Below are 20,021 nucleotides of genomic sequence, written 5' to 3' on the forward strand. Positions count from 1 at the left end.
GACGCGCCCGGCGGGCACCTGTGACGATCGCACCCGGGGCACAGCCGCCCCGCAGCACCGACAAGTCTGGAGGAACCGATGTCGACGACGACATCCGGCCCCCCGAGCGCCGTGCCCGCACCCCCGCCGCCCCGCGCGGCCGGGCTCGTGCCGTCGCGCAGCCACGGCCGACGGCGCGGCACCCGCGTCGCCCTGGCGGCCGCGCTCGCCGCCACCCTCGTCGCCGTGTCCGCCGCCTGCGGCGTGACCCGGGGCGACGACTCGACCGACCTCGACATGTGGATCCCGAACAGCCCCGGCGGCGGCTACGACCAGACCGGCCGCGCGGCCGTCGGCGTCCTGGACCGCGACGGCATCACCGGCGGCGACATCCAGGTCACCAACATCCTCGGCGCGGGCGGCTCGGTCGCCATGTCGCGGCTCATGGGCGAGGCCGGCAACGAGCGGCTCATGATGACGCTCGGCCTCGGCGTCGTGGGGTCCACGTACTCGTTCGGCGTGGACGCCCGCCCGCAGGACGCCACCCCGCTCGCCCAGCTCATCGAGGAGCAGGAGGGCGTCCTCGTCCCCGCCGACTCCCCCTTCCGCACCATCGACGACCTCGTCGACGCGTGGTCGCAGGACCCGTCGTCGGTCGTGCTGGGCGGCGGCTCGTCCCCCGGCGGACCCGACCACCTGTTCCCCATGCAGCTCGCCCAGGCCACGGGCGTCGACCCGAAGGAGCTGCGCTACGTCTCCTACGACGGCGGCGGGCCCCTGACCAGCGCGCTGCTGGGGCACAAGATCCAGGTCGGGTTCTCCGGCCTCGCCGAGTTCGAGGGGCAGATCGCCGCAGGCGAGCTGCGCGTGCTCGCCGTGTCCGGCGAGGAGCGCGTGGCCGAGGACGTCCTCGCCGACGTCCCGACGCTCACCGAGAGCGGCATCGACCTCGTGTTCACCAACTGGCGCGGCGTCGTCGCCCCGCCCGGCATCAGCGACGAGGCCCGCGACCGGCTCGTCGACTACCTCACCCGCATGCACGACTCGCCCGAGTGGGAGCAGGCCCTGGCCGACAACGGCTGGACGGACGCCTTCACCACCGGCGACGACTTCGAGCAGTTCCTGCGCGAGCAGGACCAGCGGGTGTCGACCACCCTGAGGGAGCTGAACCTGCTGTGAGCACCGACGTGGAGACCCCCGCACCGGGGGCCGCGGACCCGGGTCCGCAGGGCCCGCCCGGGACGCCGCGCGTCGACCGCGCGCAGTACGGCCTCGCCGCCGTGCTGCTGGTCGTCGGCGCCTACACCGTGTACGACGCGAGCACCCTGGAGGTCGGGTTCGCCGACCCCGTGGGCCCGCGCATCTTCCCGATCCTCATCGGCGGCGGCCTGGTCGTGACCAGCGTGCTGCTCGCCGTCGCGACGGCGCGCGGCTCGCGCCCGGAGCCGGAGGCCGGCGAGGACGTCGACGTCACGACCGCGGCCGACTGGCCCACCGTGCTCAAGCTGGTGGGCGTCATCCTGCTGACGATCGCCACGGTGACGTGGCTCGGGTGGGCGCTCGCGGGCGCCATCCTCTTCGCCGGCGCCGCCTGGGCGCTGGGCAGCCGCACGCACCTGCGCGACGTCCTCGTGGGCCTCGTGCTCGCGGTGGGCAGCTGGTACGGCTTCGTCGTCGGGCTGGGCATCCCGCTCACCCCCGGCGTCCTCGACGGAATCCTGTGAGGCGGTGACCTGATGGAGAACCTCGGACTGCTGTGGGACGGCCTCGGCGCCGCCCTCACCCCCATGAACCTCCTGTACGCCGCGGTGGGCGTGCTGCTCGGCACGTTCGTCGGCGTGCTGCCCGGCATCGGGCCGGCGATGGCGATCGCGCTGCTGCTGCCCGTGACGTTCGGGCTGGAGCCCACGCAGGCGTTCATCATGTTCGCCGGGCTCTACTACGGCGGCATGTACGGCGGGTCGACGACGTCGATCCTGCTCAACACCCCCGGCGAGTCGGCGTCCGTGATGACGGCGCTGGAGGGCAGCCGGATGGCCCGCGCCGGCCGCGGCGCGCAGGCGCTGGCGACGGCGGCCGTCGGGTCGTTCGTGGCCGGCACGATCGGCACCCTGCTGGTCGCGTTCTTCGCGCCGTCGCTGGCCGACGTCGCGGTCGAGATCGGCGCGCCGTCGTACTTCGCCCTCATGGTGCTGGCGCTGGTCCTGACGGCCACGGTGCTCGGGTCGAGCCCGCTGCGCGGTCTCATGTCCCTGTTCGTGGGCCTGACGATCGGCCTCGTGGGGCTGGACCTCAACACCGGCCAGCCGCGCCTGACGTTCGGCGTCACCCAGCTCGTGGACCGCCTCGACATCGTGGTGGTGGCGGTCGGCATCTTCGCCCTCGGCGAGGCGCTGTGGGTGGCCGCCCACCTGCGTCGCAAGCCCGCCCAGGTGGTCCCCGTCGGGCAGCCGTGGATGGGTCGTGAGGACCTGAAGCGCTCCTGGAAGCCGTGGCTGCGCGGCACGGCGTTCGGCTTCCCGTTCGGCGCGCTGCCGGCCGGCGGCGCCGAGCTGCCGACGTTCCTCTCCTACGTCACCGAGCGCCGGCTGTCCAAGCGCGGCGACTTCGGCAAGGGCGCCATCGAGGGCGTCGCCGGCCCCGAGGCGGCGAACAACGCGTCCGCCGCGGGCATGCTGGTGCCGATGCTGGCGCTCGGCCTGCCCGTGACCGCCACGGCGTCGGTGATGCTGTCGGCGCTGCAGGGGTACGGCATCCAGCCCGGCCCGCAGCTCATGACCGAGCACGCGGACATGGTGTGGACGCTGCTGGCCAGCCTGCTGATCGGCAACCTGCTGCTGCTGGTGCTCAACCTGCCGCTGGCGCCCCTGTGGGCGCGGCTGCTCCGCATCCCCCGGCCGCAGCTGTACGCGGGCATCCTGTTCTTCGCCTGCCTCGGCGCGTACGCGACGAACCTCGACCCGTTCGACATCGGCCTGCTGCTCGTGTTCGGCCTGCTGGGCCTGGCGATGCGGCGGTTCGGGCTGCCGGTGCTGCCGCTCATCCTGGGCGTCATCCTCGGCCCGCTCATGGAGACCAAGCTCCGCGAGGCGCTGACCATCTCCGGCGGCGACCCGTCGATCCTGTGGAGCGAGCCGCTGGCCATCGCCATCTACGTGGTGCTGGCCCTCGCCCTCGCCGGCCGCCCGCTGCTGTCGCGGTGGCGGTCGCGCACGGAGTCGCGGCTGGAGGCCGAGGCGGAGGCCGCGAACGACACCGAGACGGAAGGAGCACTCCGGTGATCGAGAACGAGACGTCCCCGGCCGCCGGGTGGGTGGTCGTGGCGTGGACGCCCGACGAGTTCGGCGACGCCGCGCTGGAGCACGCGATCGCGTGGGCCCGCGAGGGCGGGCGCGGCGTCGCCGTCGTCAACGGCACCCGTGGCGACGCCCTCGTCGACGAGCGCTACGCCGCGCCCGCCGGGCTCGCCGACCTGGCCGAGCGGCTGCGCGGCACCGGGCTGCCGCACGTGGTGCGGCAGGAGATGGGCCGCGACGTCGCGGAGCAGGTGCTCGACGTCGCGTCCGAGCTGTCCGCGCGGCTCGTCGTCGTCGGCCTGCGGCACCGCAGCCCGGTGGGCAAGCTGCTCATGGGCAGCGTCGCGCAGCGCATCCTGCTGACCGCCGAGTGCCCCGTGCTGGCCGTCAAGCCCGGGGAACGGCCCGCCTGACGCGCTGCGACGTGGCGAGGTCGGTCCCCTGCCGGACCGGCCTCGCCACGGACGACCGATCTCGCGTGTAAGGGCCGGTCCGCCCGGGACACTACGTCGTGTGAGCATCCCCGACGGCACTCCCGACGGCACCGCCGAGCCGCGCGAACGGCTGTCCGCGCTGTGGAGCGCGCACGCCGTCCGCGTCCAGGCGTACCTGTGGCGGCACACCGACCCGGACACCGCCCAGGACGTGCTCTCCGAGACGTTCCTCGTGGCCTGGCGCCGCCTCGACGACGTCCCCGACCCGGCGCTGCCGTGGCTGCTGGTCGTGGCGCGCAACCTCGTGCGCAACGCCCACCGCGCGGCCCGCCGGCGGCGCACCCTCGACGAGGAGCTCGCCTCCCTCGCGGCGTCCGCGCCGCTGCCGGAGGCCGCCCCCGAGGCGCTCGCCGTCGAGCGCGACGGCCTCCTCCGGGCTCTCGCCCACCTCACCGAGCGGGAGCGCGAGGCGATCCTCCTGGTCGCGTGGGACGGGCTCGCGCCACCCGAGGCCGCCGCCGTCGCCGGCTGCAGCACCGCGACCTTCCACGTGCGCCTGCACCGCGCCCGACGCCGGCTGGCCTCGCTCGCCGACGGCCCCGCGGACGGCCCCGCCGGCCAGGGCACCGACGACACCCGCTCCCCCGCGCCCTCGAGGAGGTCCGCATGAACCCCGCAGGCAGCACCTCGGGCAGCACCGCAGGCGTCGACGAGCGCCTCGCCCGGCTCGCCCCCACCACGTCCCCCGACCCTGAGCGGCTCGCCGCGGCACGCGCCGCGCTCGACGCCACGCTCGACGGGCCCGGCGACCCCCGCAGCCGCCGCGTCGGCGACGCCCACGTGCTGGAGCTCCGGGACCACCGTCGCGAGGACGGCGGGGACGACGTCCCCGACGCGACCGGCCTGGCCGTCGTGACCCCCGTCGGCGCGTACGACGACGACGTCGTCGTCCCGCTGGGCCGGGGCCGCACCGCCCGCGAGCGCCGCCGGCGGCGCGTGCAGCTCGGCGCCGCGGCCGCGGGCGTCGTCGGCGTGGTCGCCGTCGGGCTGGCGCTGACGGGCCGGCCCCCGGCCCCGGTGCCCGCCGGACCGCCCCCGTCCGCGTGCGCGTCGCGGCTCACCACCGCCGCGCACCAGGCCGACGACGTCGAGCAGCCGCAGGCGTGGCGCTCGCTCGCCGCCGAGTCCCGCGACGACGGGACGCGGCTGGTCCTGATGCGGTCCGACGACGCCGGCCTCACCGGGTTCTGCGGGGAGGCCGGTGACGCGGGCAGCTCCTCCGCGTCGACCACGCTGTGGCCCGACGACCACCCCGCCGAACCCGGCCCCGACGAGGTGGTGCCCGCCGGCGTCCGCGACGACGACTGGTACGTCGCCTGGGGCGCAGCCGGGCAGGACGTCCGCTCGATCCGGCTGTCCGTGGACGACGGGCCCGCCACCGACGTGCGGACGATCGGGAACGGCGAGTGGGCGGTCATGCTCCCCGGGGACGAGGTGCCGCCGGACGCCCGGCTCACCCTCCTCTGGACCGCCACGGACGGGTCCGAACGGTCCACGCCGCTGGAGGGCGCGTGGCCCGCGGACCCCGCGACCGTGACGTCGCCCGCCGAGGCGCGCCGGGACGCCTGCGCCCCCGGGCGCGACGCCACCGGGGTGCGGCCGGTGCTCGAGCAGCGAGTCGGCGACGACGGCATCACCGTGCTCGCCCGCGACGGGAAGCGGTTCGTCGTGTGCCGACAGGACGCCGAGCCCCCGTACAGGGCGTGGCACACGCTGAGCGGCACGATCTCCGACCTTCCCGCGCGGGACGAGGCGACCGCCCTGGGCGGGGGCGGCTCGGACGACGCCCGCACGTTGGTCGGTCAGGCGGGCGACGACGTCGCCCGTGTCCAGCTGCGTATCCCCGACGGCACCCTGCTCGACGCCCTGCTGGCGGGCGACTACTGGCTGGTCTGGGGCACCGGGTTCAGCGAGGACCAGTGGACCGACGCCCGGCTCGTCTGGTACCTCGAGGACGGCTCACGGCACGAGTCACCCACCTTCCCGTGATCCCCGGCCGGCCGGTGTGCCCACGCACCGGCCGGCCGGTAACGCCTCAGTAATGGCGCGTTCCTAGCGTTCAGGGACCCTGCACCTGTCCCTGGAGGAGCGCTCCGATGCCACTGCCCCGACGGTCCCGGCGCCGACACGCCGTATGGGCCGCAGCCTCGCTCACGGCGGCCGCACTGCTGGCCGGCCCCCTGACCGCCTCGGCCGACACCGACCCGTCGGTCGCGGCGGGCCCCAAGATCGACGCGGCGCTCACGAGCGCCGTCAAGGGCGGCAAGGACGCCACCTTCTTCGTCGTCCTGAAGGACCAGGCCACGCTGTCCGCCCCGCGCGCGAAGCGGTCGCACGCCGCCCGGGCGAAGGCCGCCTACACCGAGCTGCGCGACCACGCGAAGACCAGCCAGCGGTCGCTGACCGCCTACCTCGACAAGGAGAAGGTCGGGCACCAGGACTACTGGATCGCGAACACCGTCCAGGTCACGGGCGACGCCGACCTCGTCGCGGCGCTGGCGAAGCGCTCCGACGTCGCGACGATCGTCAAGGAGAAGACGTACCGGCTCGACGAGACCGAGGCGACGCCCGCCGGCGTGGTCACGACCGCCGCCGCGGACGGCACCCCCGAGTGGGGCGTCGCCGACATCAACGCCGACGACGTGTGGTCGCAGTACGACGACCGCGGCGAGGGCATCGTCATCGCGAACGTCGACTCGGGCGTGCAGTACGACCACCCCGACCTCGTGGCGAACTATCGCGGCAACAACGGCGACGGCACGTTCACGCACGACTACAACTTCTACGACGCGACCGGTGAGTGCGGCACCAGCGGCATCCCGTGCGACAACAACGGCCACGGCACCCACACGATGGGCACGATGGTCGCCAAGGGCGGCATCGGCGTCGCCCCGAACGCCACGTGGATCGCCGCGAAGGGCTGCGAGACGGACGAGTGCTCCGACTCGTCGCTCCTGAATGCCGGCCAGTGGATCCTCGCCCCCACCGACCGCAACGGGCAGAACCCGCGCCCAGACCTGGCGCCGAACATCGTGAACAACTCCTGGGGCGGTGGGAAGACCGCCTTCTACCAGGACATCATCGAGGCCTGGAACGCCGCCGGGATCTTCGAGGCGTTCGCCGCCGGCAACAAGGGCAACGGCGTGACCTGCTCGACCACCGAGGCCCCGGGGGCGCAGGCCCCGGCGTACGGCGTGGGCGCCTACGACGCCGCCGGCAAGATCGCGCGCTTCTCCGGCTTCGGCCCCTCGCTGGTGGACGGCTCGGCGAAGCCGAACATCTCCGCCCCGGGCGTGAACGTGCGCTCCACCTGGCCGGGCTCGGCGTACCTCTCCCTCGACGGGACGTCGATGGCTACGCCCCACGTCGCGGGCGCGGTGGCCCTGCTGTGGTCGGCCGCCCCGTCGCTCATCGGCGACATCGAGGGCACCCGCGCGCTGCTGAACGAGGGCGCGCGTGACGTCGACGACACGCACTGCGGCGGCACCGCCGACGCGAACAACGTGTGGGGCGACGGCAAGCTCGACGCCCTCGCATCCGTCGAGCTGGCCCCGCACACCGCGGTGACGGTCACCGGCACGGTCACCGACGGGGCGTCCGGCACCCCGGTCCCCGGCGTGGTCGTGAAGGCGACCGCCGGCAGCACGGCCCGCTCGGTCGCCACGGGTGCCGACGGTTCCTACCGGCTGACGCTGGCCCCCGGCTCCTACGACTTCGCCTTCGCCACGTACGGCTTCGCGCCGCGCACGCTGGCCGGCGTCGAGCTGGTCACCGGCTCGCCGGTCAGGCAGGCCGTCACGCTCGCCCGGGTCCCCTCGCACGCAGTGACGGGCACCGTCCTGGACGTCACCGGTGCCCCCCTCGCGGGGGCCACGGTCGAGGTGACCGGCACCCCCGTCGCCTCGGTCACCACCGCCGCGGACGGGACGTACACGCTGCCGCAGGTCGCCGAGGGCTCCTACAGCCTCCGCGTCGCCCCCGCGGCGCCGCTCGTGTGCAACGGCGTCTCCGTCGGCGCGCTCACGGTCGACGGGGACGAGACCGCCGACGTGCAGGTGCCGCACCGCACCGACGCGGGCGGCACGTACTCCTGCGCCCCGGTGACGTCCAGCTGGATCAAGGGCTCGACGAGCACCGGCCTCACGGGTGACGAGGACGCCACCACGATCAGCCTGCCGTTCCCGGTGACCTACTACGGCGTGACGTACACCAGCGCGTCGGTCACCACCAACGGCCTGGTCAACTTCCTTCAGCCGCGCCTGGGCGACTTCACGAACACGGCTCTGCCCGACGCCGCGAAGCCCCACGGTGTCGTCGCCGCGTACTGGGACGACCTCGTCCTGGACAAGAAGTCCAACGTGAAGACCGCGGTCACCGGCAAGTCCGGCGCCCGGCGCTTCGCGATCGTCTGGACCCAAGCCGCGCTCGCCGCCGACCCGTCGGTGCGGGTGTCCTTCGAGGCCGTGCTCGACGAGGCCTCCGGGGCGGTGACCCTGCAGTACCAGGGTCTCGGGACCGGCGCGCTCGCCCGCGGCGGCTCGGCCACCACGGGCATCGAGAACCAGGCCGGCAGCGACGGCCTGGGCTACTCCTTCAACGAGTCCGTCCTGAGCGACGCGACCGCCATCCGCTTCACCCCGAAGGGCGCCTGATGAGAAACATCCGACGGCCGGGCGTTCGCCTGGCCTCCGCACTGGTCGTCGCCGGCCTGGCGGTGAGCGTGGCCCCCGCCGCCCAGGCGGACGACAGCGGCATCCTCACCCTGACGGACGGCCAGGCCGAGACGCTGGCCGACCGGATCACCCCGGACGTCTACGGCGACGGCCGGTCCTTCGGCGACCCGCGCGAGACCGCGCAGGACGCCGTGGACGCCGCGACTGCCGACGCCGACGCCCCGACGGACGCCGGCACCGCCAGCTCGGGTGCGTCGCTCACTGCCACCAGCCGGTGGAAGCTGACCAAGAAGTCCGGGATCGAGGGCGCGCAGGGCATGGCGGCCACGTTCCCGGTGGGGGGCGCGGACGGCGACTATTTCACCGTCAACGGCCTCACCCCGATCCAGCGCATCGGCGCCGACGGCACGCCGCTCTGGTCGCGCGACTCGACGTCCCTGGACGCCGACTGGCAGATCACGCCTCTGCGGGGACAGAAGGAGCCGTACCCGGCGGCGGTCGTGATGGGCTTCAACGCCGTCTCCCCGTTCACCATGGCGTCGGACGACGGCGTCACCACCGGTGACCTCACGGGCGACGGCGTCGACGACGTCGTCTTCACGGCCGAGGTCGGTGTGCAGCCGTACCGGCCGTTCACCTCGCCCGGCTCGTCGCTCCCCAACGGCACTTTCGTCACGGTGCTGGACGGCGCGACCGGGAAGACCGTGTGGTCGAAGCTGTACGCAGCCGTCTACAACGTGAAGCTGGTCGGCAAGACCCTCGTGATCGCCGACTCGGCGTTCGCCAACCTCAACTCGCCGGCGGGTTCCGCGACCACCCTGCACGGCATCCGCTTCGACCACTCCGCCGGCGCGCTCACCCCGGCGGAGTCGTGGACCTACGACGCCGGCACCTACACCGGCGCCCAGTGGGGCTCACTGCAGCCCATCGGCGGCGGGCTGCTCGCCGCCTCCTGGAACCAGGCGCGCCGGTACGCCCCCGACGGGCAGGCCCACGGCACCACCCTCGTGCTCGACACCGCCGACGGCAGCGTCCGCTGGGCTACCCCTGGCGGGAACTACGTGCGCCAGCTGCACCTGGACGCCGCCCGGGGACGGGTCGTGGCGCTCGAGCAGGCGGACACCGCCGACGGCGTGGCCTACGAGATCGCCGCATACGACCCCGCGGACGGCGCCCGCACCGGGCTCGTCCGGCGGGTCAACGCGATGGCGATCGCGCTGGAGGTCGGCAACATCCAGGGCGACTCCGCGCCGGAGTACACCGTCAGCGAGTCGACCCTGCAGGACGACTACTGGATGACCAGCAACAGCGTCCGCGCCCTCGACGGCGACGACGCGAGCCTGCTGTGGTCGCGCACCGTCAAGCGGACCGCAGCCGACGGTGACGTCGCGCCCGTGTGGGGGCTCGAGGCGGTGGACGGCAAGATCATCGCCTCCGCGCGCACCGACGAGGACGCGACCGTCGCGGAGAACCGCTACTCGAACAACTACGCCCGGATCACGGCGCTGAGCGGGAACAAGGGCGCCGTGAAGTGGGAGACGAGCGGCGTCGTCGGCTCGGTGATGTACGCGCAGCCGTTCGTCGAGGGCAAGGGCTGGCGGATCCGCACCGTCGACACGAACCAGAACGTCAGGGTCTACAACCTCGGCAGCGGCAAGCAGACCTCCCTCCAGCCGCTGGAGGGTCCCGCCACCACGGCCGCGGCCGTCGACGTCGACGGGGACGGGGCGGACGACGCCGTCCTCGGCGGCGGGTCCAACGGGCTGTACGCGTACCGGGGCACCTCGATGGTCGCTGGATCCCCCGAGCGCATGTGGGCCGCGACCCTGCCCGGCCGGGTGGTCCAGGTCGTCACGGCCGACACCACCGGCGACGGCCGCGACGAGCTGGTCGTCGCCGCCTCCACGGCGGCCGCGGTCGTCGACGCCCGCACCGGCAAGGTCCTCAGCGTCATGACGGCCCCGGCCGGCGAGTACGTGCGCAACGTCGTCGCCTCCGACCTCGACGGGGACGGCGCCGCCGAGGTGGCCGTGGCCACCGACAAGGTCCGCGCCTACGAGGGCACGGGCGCGCTGAAGTGGGAGTACGCCGTCCCGGCGACGATCGGGACGCCGGCGTTCGCCGACCTCTCGGCCGCCGACGGCAAGGTGTACGCCCAGTTCCAGACCCGCGGGAAGCTTCCGACGGAGCCCGTTGCGACCGGCGGCGTCGCACTCGACGGCAAGAACGGCTCGATGGTCTGGTCGTTCACACCGGAGGCGCCCCCCATCAGCCAGGGCGCCGTCCTCGGCGTCCCGCTGCGTGCCGGCACGTTCGCGTCGCCGGACATCCCCTACGCCGACGGCCACGCGGTGGTCTTCACGTACATCGTCCGCGGCAACGCCCAGCAGCTGCCCAAGAACCAGCTGACCAACATGGTCCAGATCCGCGACGGACGCTCGGGCGCGCTGCTCCACGAGGCGCAGGCCGGCGGCTACGCCACCCTCGCGAACTGGTTCACCGGGCAGGAGGGCCTGCTCGAGGGCAGCCTCGTCTCGCTGCGGACCTACGGAGCCGACGGCGTGGACGGCAAGCTCCGCACCTTGCCCGAGATTCGGAGCGGCTCGTTCGCCACCGGTCCCGGCGGGGCCCGCGTCCTGGTGCGCAGCGGCGTGCAGTTCGTCGCCCTCTTCGACCCTGCCGTGATGACGGCGGGCGTCGACTACCCGAAGGCCGACACCGGCTTCGACGCGAACGGGGCGCGCGAGCACTTCGTGGCCGACCTGGACGGCGACGGGAAGGACGAGATCCTCCTGCTCGCCTACGACGACGCCAACGCCGACCGGACGGCCGGCATGGTGGGCAACTCCGAGCTCCTGCCGTACACGGCGATCCGCGGGGCGATCACCCTGTCGATCGACAACGCGTGACGGCGGGCCGCACCTGACCGGTGCGGCTCCGTCGCGGCGAGGACCCCTCGGCCCACCAGGCCGAGGGGTCCTCCCGACTACAGTCGGGCGTCATGACCGTGCGGCACGCTCCCGAGGAGAGGGCCGCGCGTGCGCGACCCGTCCCGCTGCTGCGGCTGCACCTCCTCGGCGCGTTCCGGGTGACCCGCGACGGCGGCCCCGAGCTCCCGGAGCGCTGGCCGCGCCCCAGCGCCCGAACGCTCGTGAAGCTGCTCGCCGTCTCGCCCGAGCGGCGGCTGCACCGCGAGGAGGCGATGGACGTCTGCTGGCCCGACGCGGACGGGTCGGCCCAGGTGGGGAGCCTGCGGGTGGCCCTGCACGCGGCACGTCACGCCCTCGAGCCCGAGCTCGCGCCGCGCGCCGCGTCGTCGTACCTGGTGGCCGACGGCGCGCTGCTGCGGCTCGACCCGGCCACCGTGTGGATCGACGCCGACCACGCGGAGGCCGCCGCCGTCGACGCGCTCGCGTCCGGCGGGCCGACCGCCCTGGCGGACGCCCTCGCCCTGTTCACCGGCGAGCTGCTGCCCGAGGACCGGTACGCCACCTGGGCGCTGCCGCGCCGCGACCGGCTGGCCGCGCTGCACGAGCAGGTGCGGCTCGCGCTCGCGGCCGCCCACCTCGCGGCCGGGGACGTCGCGCAAGCGGTGGCCGCGGCCGAGGCCGTGCTGGCCGACAGCCCCGCGGAGGAGCTGGCGCACCGGGTGCTCATCGAGGCGTTCCTGCACCAGGGCCTGCGGCGGCGGGCGGTGTACCAGTACCACGCGTGCCGCGAGGCCCTCGACGCGGAGCTCGGCGTCCGGCCGGGCCCCGAGACGGAGCGCCTGCACCGCCTCGCCCTCGACGCCTCCCCGAGCGGCACGCCCACCGGCTCCGCGCTCCCCGCGCTCCTGCGGGTCCCCGCCGCGGCGCCCCTGCGCGGCCGCGACGCCGAGCTCGCGCGGCTCCTCGCCGACGACGGGCCACCGGTGCGGCTGCTGTCGGGCGAGGCGGGGGTGGGCAAGACGCGGCTGGTCGCCGAGGTCGCGCGGCGCGCCGCCGCGGACGGCGCCGCCGTGCTGTGGGGCGGGGGGCACGACGCCGAGGGGCACACGCCGTACGGGGCGTTCGCGGAGGCCCTCGACGGCTGGCTGGCCGAGCAGAGCGCCGGCGCGCGCGCCCGCGTCGGGGCGGAGCACCCGGAGCTGGCGGCCTTCCTGCCGTCGCTCGGCCGCGCGGACGGCGCCGGCCGGAGCCCCGAGGAGGAGCGGGACCGGCTCTTCCGCGGTACCGCCGCGCTGCTCGGCGACCTCGCCGCCGCGCGCCCCGTCGTCGTCGTGCTGGACGACCTGCACGCCGCCGACGCCGGGTCGTTCCAGCTGCTCGGCCACCTCGCCCGGCGGGCCGCCCGGGCCGGGACGCCCGTGCGCTTCCTCGTGACGCTGCGCTGGGAGGAGCTGCCCGAGGGCGACGCCCGCCGCGTCGGGCTGACGTCGCTGGAGCGGGCCGGGCTCGCGACGCCCGAGGAGGTCGGGCGGCTCGACCGCGCCGCGTGCCTCGCCGTGGCCGCGGACGCCCTCGGCGGCGGCACGGCGGCCGACGGGCTCGGGCGCGTCTGGGAGCTGTCCCTCGGCAACCCTTTGTTCGCCGCCGAGCTCGCGCGCGGGCTCGGCGACCCCGACCGCTCGGCGGGCCCCTCCGACGACGGCGCCGACGGCGTCGCGCCCCTCGGGGTGCGGCAGCTCGTCGACGAGCGGCTGGGCCGGCTCGACCCCGACGCGCGGCAGGTGGTGGAGGCGCTGTCAGCCGCGGGCGGGGACGCCGCGCTGACCGAGCTGCTCGACGTCGCCGCGTCCGGCCTGCACCCGCCGCTCACCGGCCCCGCGGCCGCGGACGCGGTGGAGCGCGCCCTGGCGGCGTCCCTCGTCGAGGAGCGCGTGGTCGTGGTCGACGGGCGGGCCGAGCCGGGTCTCGCCTTCCGCCACCCGCTGGTGCGGCTCACCTGCTACGACCGGCTCAGCGCCGTCCGGCGGCGGCGGCTGCACGCCGCGTTCGCGCAGACCGTGCTGCGCCGCAGGCCCGAGGACGTGGACGTCCTGGCGTCGCACTTCGCACGCACGGACGACCCCCGTGCGGCCGAGTACCTGCGCCGCGCCGCCGAGCGCGCCGCCGCCCTGTACGCGAACGACTCCGCCGACCGGTACTACCGGGACCTCGTCGCCCGGCTCGACGTCGACGCCGCCCGGGCGCGCCTCGACCACGGGCAGGTGCTGCGTCGCATGGGCCAGTTCGAGCAGTCGGTGGGGGTGCTGCGGCCGGCCCTCGCGGAGCTCGTGCGGCGGGAGGACCACGACGGCACGGTGCTCGCGGCGTCCCGGCTGGCCGAGATGCTCGCCCGGACGGGGGACCTGGGCCCCGCGGTGGAGGTGCTGGAGCGCCACCCCGCCCGCTCCCGCACCTCCCCCGAGCAGGCCGCCGCCCACCACCTGGCGTGGGCCACCCTGCTGAGCCGGCTCGGCCGGCACGCCGACGGCGTCGCTGCGGTGGACCGCGCGCTGCTGATCGTCGACCGCGTGCCGGAGTCGGCCCGCGAGGGCCTGCTCGCGCGCGCCTACGCCCTGCGCGCGACGAACCTCGGGAAGTCGGGTCGCGTCCGCGAGGCGGTCCAGGCCGCAGACACGGGCCTCCCCCACGCGGAGGCGTACGGCGACCCGACCCTGCTCGGCAACCTCCTCTCGTCGCAGCGCGAGAACGCCCGGCGGGCGGGCCGGCTCGACGAGTCGGTGGCGATCGGCCGGCGCGCCCTCGACCTCGTCGCGCAGTCCGGCGACCCCGTCTCGGCGGCGTTCGAGCGCGCCAACCTCGCCGAGCTGCACCTGCTCCTCGGCGAGGTCGACGCCGCCCGCGACCTGGCCGAGGAGGCCGTGGCCGGTGCCGAGGGCGAGGCGGAGTGGATCCTGCCGTACGCGCTCGCGGTCCTCGGCCGGGTCCTGACCCTCTCCGGACGGCCGGCCGACGCGCGGCCGCTGCTCGACCGGGCGGCGTCGTCGGCCCGAGCCCTCGCCGACCGGCAGGCCCTGCACGAGGCCAGCACCGCCCTCGCCGAGCTGGCGCTGCGCGAGGGCCGACCCTCCGACGCGCTCCGGGCGCTCGAGGACGACGACGAGCCCGCCCCGGTCCTCGCCGCCTGGTGCGCTCTCGGCGCCGACGACCCCCGGCGGGCGCTGGACCTCGCGGCGGCCGAGGCGGACCGCGCGCGGGGTGCCGGGGAGCGGCTCGCGGAGGTCGACGCCCAGGTGGTGCAGGCCGTCGCCCTGCACCGGCTCGGCGACGCGGCCGCTGCCGACGCGGTGCTCGGCCGTGCCGCCGCGCTGGCGGACGCCCTGCCGTACCCGGCCGCCGCGGCCGCCGCGGCCGAGGCGCGTCGGGGCCTGCTCGCCGGTCGATAGCCTGGCGCGATGCTCACCGACCGGCAGCGCGAGCTGCTCGCCACCTGGCTCCCGGGCGCGCGCGTCGAGGCCGACATGAGCTGGGGCCTGGTGGAGACCACCGTGCTGCGCGTCGCCGCCGGTGGGCGGACGGTCGTCGCGAAGGCGGGCGGGGAGAGCGACCACCACATCGCGCGGGAGATCCGCGCCCACCGCGAGTGGACGGGGCCGTGGCTCGCCGACGCGGGCGACCGGGTGGGCCGGCTGCTGCACGCCGACGCGGACGCCCGCCTGCTCGTCACCACCTACCAGCCGGGCCGGCTGGTGCAGGACGTGCCGGCGGCGGCGTCCGACCCGGGCACGTACGAGCAGGCGGGGCGGCTGCTCGCCGCGCTGCACGGCCAGCTCGCCGTCGAGGACGTCGAGCACGAGGCCCGTGCGGACGCGAACGCGGAGCGCCGGCTCGCGCAGGAGCACCGCATCGCCCCCGGCGACGTGGCGCGGCTACGGGCGCTGATCCGGTCGTGGCCCACGCCGCCCGCCGTCCTCGTCCCCACGCACGGCGACTGGCAGGCCCGCAACTGGCTCGTCGACGACGGCGGCACGGTACGCGTCATCGACCTCGGCCGCGCCGACCTGCGGCCCGCGGCCAGCGACCTCGACCGGCTCGCCGCACGCGAGTTCCGGCGGCACCCGGACGCGGAGGCGGCGTTCTTCGCCGGGTACGGGCGCGACCCCCGCGAGCCCGCGGCGTGGTTCCGCTCCCGGGTGCGCGAGGCGATCGGCACCGCCGTGTGGGCGTACCAGGTGGGCGACGAGGAGTTCGAGGCGGAGGGGCACCGCCGCGTCGCCGAGGTGCTGGCCGAGGCGGCGGCCGGGGCCCGTGGACGCTGACGGCGCCCGCCCGGCCGGCCCCTGATCCGGTCGGGCGGGCGCCGCCAGCAGCACTCAGCGCGGGGCGGCCAGGTGCTCCTCCCACGGCAGCAGGGTGACGGGGTGCGGCGGGTGGTCGGACGCCCGCAGGGCGAGGTCGACGACGGACGCGCGCACACGCGCCCACTCGGCCTCGCCCCCCGCGGAGCACTGCTCGTCCTGCGGGCGCCGCGCGAGCTCGAGGACCTGCTGCAGCACCAGCACGGCCCGCGAGGTGCTCGCCCGCCGCGTGACGTCGTCGCGGGTCGCCGCCCGGACCACCTGCGCCGCGAGCGCCTCCCCGCGCGACCCCGCGGCCAGCGACGCGGAGCTCGCCATCCGCAGCGGCACGGGCGCGGCCCGCAGGGACCAGTGCGTGCCCGACGCGTCGAGGGGCACGATCCGCACCGGCCCGCGCAGCAGCGACGCGACCAGCAGCCCGACGGCCACGAGCACCACCACGCCGGCCACCGTGCACACCCAGCCGGCGGCCCGCGGCGCGTCCGGCGCCATGAGCATCACCACGCCGGCCCAGACCACCCACACGGTCGTGCAGCCCACCGCCACCAGGGCGAAGAGCAGCGCGGCGGAGGCGTCCCCAGGGCGTCGTCGGCGTGTGCTCATACCCCTCAGTTGCCGGCAGGGGCCCGATCCTTACCGTCCCGACCCGAGGAACTCCGGGGCGGCGCACTACGCTCGGCCCGTGACACGCCCCGCGAGCCGGCGATGACCGGCCCCGGCCGCCGGGTCCGGAAGCTCCTTCCGCCCCTGTGGGTGCCGGCGCTGCTGCTCGTCGTCCTCCTGCCGCTGACGGGCGCGCTCCCCGCCGAGGACGCCCGCTCCCTCGCCGCCCTGACGGGCCCGGTGCTGGGGTTCGTCGTGCTGCTGACGGTCGTGTCGGAGCTCTGCGCGGGCGCCGGGCTCTTCGACGCGGTGGCGGACGGCGCCGCCCGCCTCGCCCGCGGCCGCGCGTGGGTGCTGTGGCTGCTCGTGGCCGGCGCCGCGGCGACGTGCACCGTGGTGCTGTCCCTCGACACGACGGCGGTGCTGCTCACCCCGGCCGTCGTCGCGGTGGCGCGGCGCCTCGACCGCGACCCGCTCCCCCTGGCCCTCACCGTGCTGGCCCTCGCCAACACGGCCTCGCTGCTCCTGCCCGTCTCCAACCTGACCAACCTCATGGCGGCGCCGTCGTTCGACGGGGGCTACCTCGGGGTGATGGCCGCGCCCGCACTGGCCGTGCTCGCGGTCGTGCTCCTCGCGCTCGCGGCCCTGCACGCGTCCGCCCTGCGCGGCAGGTACGCCGTCCCTGCGCGGCGTGCGGCGGCGGACCCGGTGCTGCTGCGCGTCGCGGCGGTCGTCGTGCTGCTCATGGGCGCCGGGTTCGCGGCCGAGCTCCCCGTGCTGCCCGTGGCGCTCGGCGCCACCGCCGTCCTGGGCGTGGCGACGGCGTGGCGACGGGCCCCGCTGCCCGTCCCGGTGCGGGAGCTCGTGCCGTGGCGCACGGTCGTGGTCACCGCGGGCCTGTTCGTCGTCGTCGGCACCTGGCACGCGCACGGGCTCACGGAGCTCCTCGCCCCGCTCGTCGGCACGGGCGACGACGCCGGCAGCCTCGCCCAGGTCGCCGCCGTCGGCGCGACGTCGGCCAACGCGGTGAACAACCTGCCGGCCTACCTCGCGCTCGCGCCGACGGTCACCGGTGACGACGCCCGGCTCGCCGCGCTCCTCGTCGGCGTGAACGCCGGCCCGCTGATCACCCCGTGGGCGTCGCTCGCCACGCTCCTGTGGCTGCAGCAGTACCGGCGCCACACGTTCTCGGCCCCCGCCGGGCTGGTGCGCCGCGTCGTCGCCCAGGGCGTCGTCGTCGCGCCCCTCGCCGTCGCGGCGGGGGTGCTGGCGCTCGCCGCGGCGGGCTGAGGCCGCCGGCAGCGCCGGTCAGGACGTGGCCCACACCCCGAGCTCGTTGCCGCTCGGGTCGAGGAAGTGGAACCGGCGCCCACCGGGGAACTCGTAGGGCCCTGCGGCGACCCGCCCGCCCGCCCGCGTGACGGCGGCGAGGGTCGCGTCGAGGTCGTCGGAGAACAGCAGCACGAACGGACCGCCGCGCGACACCTCGCCCGCCTCCGCGAGACGCAGCCCGCCCGCCTCCGCCGGGGCGCGCTCCGCGGCCGTGCGGATACCCGCGTACCCGGGGCCGTACGAGGTGAACTCCCAGCCGAACGCCGCGGCGTAGAACTCCTGCGCCGCCGCGAGGTCCGTGACCGGAAGCTCCACGTAGTCGATGGTGTGGTGGACGCCGTGCGCGTGCTCGCTCATCCGTGCAGCGTCCCGCGACCCTCCGACATCGGGTCCCTGCACCCGGCACCCGGCGTGTCCCACGGCGTGTCCCCGCCGCCCCGACACCGTGGTCTTTCGTCCTGTCGGCAGGTCAGGAGCAGCGCCCGCCCAGCCGGCACCACTCCGGCCGAGACGTCATCTCCCGCTGGGGCGGCCCCGGTGCGGCCTGTCCGTCACCGATCCGGTCTGGCCGACTCACCACGAAACGACAGCCCGCGCGAGGCGACGACACGCCCGGCGGCACGCCGGCTCAGCGCGTCCAGCCCCGCAGCACGTCGACGAGGAGCCCCTTCTCCGCGGCCTGGACGCGCGCCCGCAGCGCGGGCACGTCGTCGCCGGCCAGCACGGGGACCTCGGCCTGCGCCACGACCGGGCCCTCGTCGTAGCCCGCCGTCACGAGGTGCACCGTCGCCCCCGACGTCGGGCGCCCTGCCGCGAGCACCGCCGCGTGGACGCGGTCGCCGTACATGCCCGCGCCGCCGAACTCCGGCAGGAGCGCCGGGTGGGTGTTGAGGACGCGGCCCTCGTAACGCGCGAGCACCCGGGGCCCGAGCTTCTTCATGTACCCGGCGAGGACGACGACTTCGACCCCCGCACCCTCGAGCGCGGACAGGAGGGCGGCATCGAGGGCGACCGGGTCGGGGTGCGTGACCCCGCTGAGGTGCGCCGTCGGCACCCCGTGCGCGCGGGCGACGTCGAAGATCCCCGACCCGCTGTTGTTGCCCACCACCAGACGCACGTCGAGCCCGGCCCCCGGTGCGCGCGCCGCCTCCAGCACGTGCGCGGCGGTGCTGCCCGCCCCCGACCCCACCAGCGCGACGCGGAGCGGGGCATCGGCCCTGTCCGTGCCGGCGCGCCGGTCGCGGGCGGCGACCACGACACGCCCGATCCCGGCAGCAGCCGCACCCACCACGGCGAGGACGACCGCGACCACCCACCCCTCGGGAAGGAAGCCGATGGCGGCCGCGGCCGCAAGGGCCACCGCACCCGCCGCCGCGGCGAGTGCCACCGCCCGCGATCCCGTCCCGGCGCCCGCCCGCGCGAGCAGCCCTTCGACGACGATCCCCAGCGGCCAACCCAGCGCCCACGCCACCGCCGCGACGACGGCCCACAGCATGAGGCCGAAGAACGCCGTCCCCACTCCCGCCGTCCCGTCGTCCCCCGACACCGCCGTCACGATGCCCACGACGAAGGCCGCCACGACGACGACCGCGAGGAGGACGACGCACGCCCACGCGCACGTGCGCGCGGCGACGGCCGCCGCCTCGCGGCTCACGCCTCCACCTGCCGCGCCAGGCCGACGACGTCGTCCACGACGGACCGCACGCCGGGCAGGCCCGCGACCCGCACCAGCCGGGCGGCCAGGGGCGCCGCGCCGTCGACGAGCGCGCGGGTCCGGCGCCGCCCGGGCGAGCCGTCGTGCACCCAGAACAGGGTCACGCCCAGCCAGGCCAGCCAGAGCAGGCGCGGCAGCTCCTCGCGCACGGCCGCGGGGACCCGGGTCGACGAACCCTCCACGACCTGCTCGTGAAGGGCCCGGCTGAGGCGCGCGGTCTCCGCGGAGGCGGACGAGAACGGGCTCTCGGCGGCACCCGGACGGATCGCGACGGCGACGAGCTCCGCACCCAGGTCGTGCGACGGCTCGAACGCGTCGATGCCCGCGTGCCACAGCGCGCGCAGCCGCGGCCCGAGGCCGCCGCCCGCCCCCTCCAGGGCGCCGGCCGCGCGCCGGGCGTGGTCCTCGTTGACCTCCAGGTAGAGCTCCTGGACCAGGTCGCCCTTGGACCCGAACCAGTAGTACGCGACGCCGGTCGCGACCCCGGCCTCGGCGGCGATCGCCCGCATCGTCGTCGCCGCGAAGCCTCGCTCACGGAACATCCGCAGCGCCGTGCGGCGGACGAGGTCCCGCGTCGACTCCTCCGGCCCCGTCATCGCGTCGGGCCGATTCTGAACACGTTCAGGCTGAACATGTTCAGATTCC

The 20,021-nt window shown here is 76.0% G+C and carries 15 protein-coding genes; 11 read left to right on the forward strand and 4 right to left on the reverse strand.

The genetic code is table 11. The annotated features are described in order from the left end of the window. Positions 1–78: 78 nt before the first annotated feature. From ACFU9A_RS19215 to ACFU9A_RS19260, 10 genes are all read left to right on the forward strand, one after another. A complete protein-coding gene (locus ACFU9A_RS19215) occupies positions 79–1,158 on the forward strand; it encodes a Bug family tripartite tricarboxylate transporter substrate binding protein (RefSeq protein ID WP_430576890.1) in 1,080 nt (359 codons plus the stop codon). Further along, complete coding sequence (locus ACFU9A_RS19220; RefSeq protein ID WP_430576891.1) at positions 1,155–1,703, forward strand: tripartite tricarboxylate transporter TctB family protein; 549 nt, start codon at positions 1,155–1,157, stop codon at positions 1,701–1,703. The genes ACFU9A_RS19215 and ACFU9A_RS19220 overlap by 4 nt, the downstream gene beginning before the upstream one ends. A 12-nt stretch (positions 1,704–1,715) precedes the next feature. Beyond that, positions 1,716–3,260 (forward strand): tripartite tricarboxylate transporter permease, encoded by a 1,545-nt coding sequence (locus tag ACFU9A_RS19225; RefSeq protein WP_430576892.1) that lies wholly within the window; start codon positions 1,716–1,718, stop codon positions 3,258–3,260. Further along, positions 3,257–3,688 carry a universal stress protein gene (locus ACFU9A_RS19230; RefSeq protein ID WP_430576893.1) on the forward strand — a complete coding sequence of 144 codons (432 nt, stop codon included), beginning with the start codon at positions 3,257–3,259 and terminating at the stop codon, positions 3,686–3,688. Before ACFU9A_RS19225 ends, ACFU9A_RS19230 begins: the two co-directional genes overlap by 4 nt. Positions 3,689–3,788: 100 nt before the next feature. Continuing rightward, entirely contained in the window at positions 3,789–4,379 is a 591-nt protein-coding gene (locus ACFU9A_RS19235) for an RNA polymerase sigma factor (protein ID WP_430576894.1), read from the forward strand. Further along, on the forward strand, positions 4,376–5,758 hold the full coding sequence (locus tag ACFU9A_RS19240) for a hypothetical protein (RefSeq protein ID WP_430576895.1): 1,383 nt from the start codon (positions 4,376–4,378) through the stop codon (positions 5,756–5,758). Before ACFU9A_RS19235 ends, ACFU9A_RS19240 begins: the two co-directional genes overlap by 4 nt. A 107-nt stretch (positions 5,759–5,865) precedes the next feature. Then, positions 5,866–8,421 carry a S8 family serine peptidase gene (locus ACFU9A_RS19245; protein ID WP_430576896.1) on the forward strand — a complete coding sequence of 852 codons (2,556 nt, stop codon included), beginning with the start codon at positions 5,866–5,868 and terminating at the stop codon, positions 8,419–8,421. Next, a complete protein-coding gene (locus ACFU9A_RS19250; protein ID WP_430576897.1) occupies positions 8,421–11,351 on the forward strand; it encodes an FG-GAP-like repeat-containing protein in 2,931 nt (976 codons plus the stop codon). The genes ACFU9A_RS19245 and ACFU9A_RS19250 overlap by 1 nt, the downstream gene beginning before the upstream one ends. A gap of 92 nt (positions 11,352–11,443) precedes the next feature. Beyond that, positions 11,444–14,815 carry an ATP-binding protein gene (locus ACFU9A_RS19255; RefSeq protein WP_430576898.1) on the forward strand — a complete coding sequence of 1,124 codons (3,372 nt, stop codon included), beginning with the start codon at positions 11,444–11,446 and terminating at the stop codon, positions 14,813–14,815. Between the two features lie 9 nt (positions 14,816–14,824). Then, entirely contained in the window at positions 14,825–15,688 is an 864-nt protein-coding gene (locus tag ACFU9A_RS19260) for a phosphotransferase family protein (RefSeq protein ID WP_430576899.1), read from the forward strand. A 54-nt stretch (positions 15,689–15,742) separates the two neighbouring features. Here ACFU9A_RS19260 and ACFU9A_RS19265 read toward each other — a convergent pair whose 3' ends face one another. Further along, the gene (locus tag ACFU9A_RS19265) at positions 15,743–16,330 is read right to left on the reverse strand and encodes a hypothetical protein (protein WP_430576900.1); all 588 of its coding nucleotides are present in this window, start codon (positions 16,328–16,330) and stop codon (positions 15,743–15,745) included. 102 nt (positions 16,331–16,432) lie between these two features. On the opposite strand from ACFU9A_RS19265, the gene ACFU9A_RS19270 reads away from it, so the two are divergent. Then, positions 16,433–17,620 (forward strand): SLC13 family permease, encoded by a 1,188-nt coding sequence (locus ACFU9A_RS19270; RefSeq protein ID WP_430576901.1) that lies wholly within the window; start codon positions 16,433–16,435, stop codon positions 17,618–17,620. An 18-nt stretch (positions 17,621–17,638) separates the two neighbouring features. Here ACFU9A_RS19270 and ACFU9A_RS19275 read toward each other — a convergent pair whose 3' ends face one another. From ACFU9A_RS19275 to ACFU9A_RS19285, 3 genes are all read right to left on the reverse strand, one after another. Beyond that, positions 17,639–18,019 (reverse strand): VOC family protein, encoded by a 381-nt coding sequence (locus tag ACFU9A_RS19275; protein WP_430576902.1) that lies wholly within the window; start codon positions 18,017–18,019, stop codon positions 17,639–17,641. Between the two features lie 271 nt (positions 18,020–18,290). After that, the gene (locus ACFU9A_RS19280) at positions 18,291–19,316 is read right to left on the reverse strand and encodes a formyltransferase family protein (RefSeq protein WP_430576903.1); all 1,026 of its coding nucleotides are present in this window, start codon (positions 19,314–19,316) and stop codon (positions 18,291–18,293) included. Beyond that, a complete protein-coding gene (locus tag ACFU9A_RS19285; protein WP_430576904.1) occupies positions 19,313–19,972 on the reverse strand; it encodes a TetR family transcriptional regulator in 660 nt (219 codons plus the stop codon). Before ACFU9A_RS19285 ends, ACFU9A_RS19280 begins: the two co-directional genes overlap by 4 nt. Positions 19,973–20,021 lie beyond the last annotated feature (49 nt).

This window comes from Isoptericola sp. NPDC057653, from assembly GCF_042799955.1.
Taxonomy (GTDB): Bacteria; Actinomycetota; Actinomycetes; order Actinomycetales; family Cellulomonadaceae; genus Isoptericola.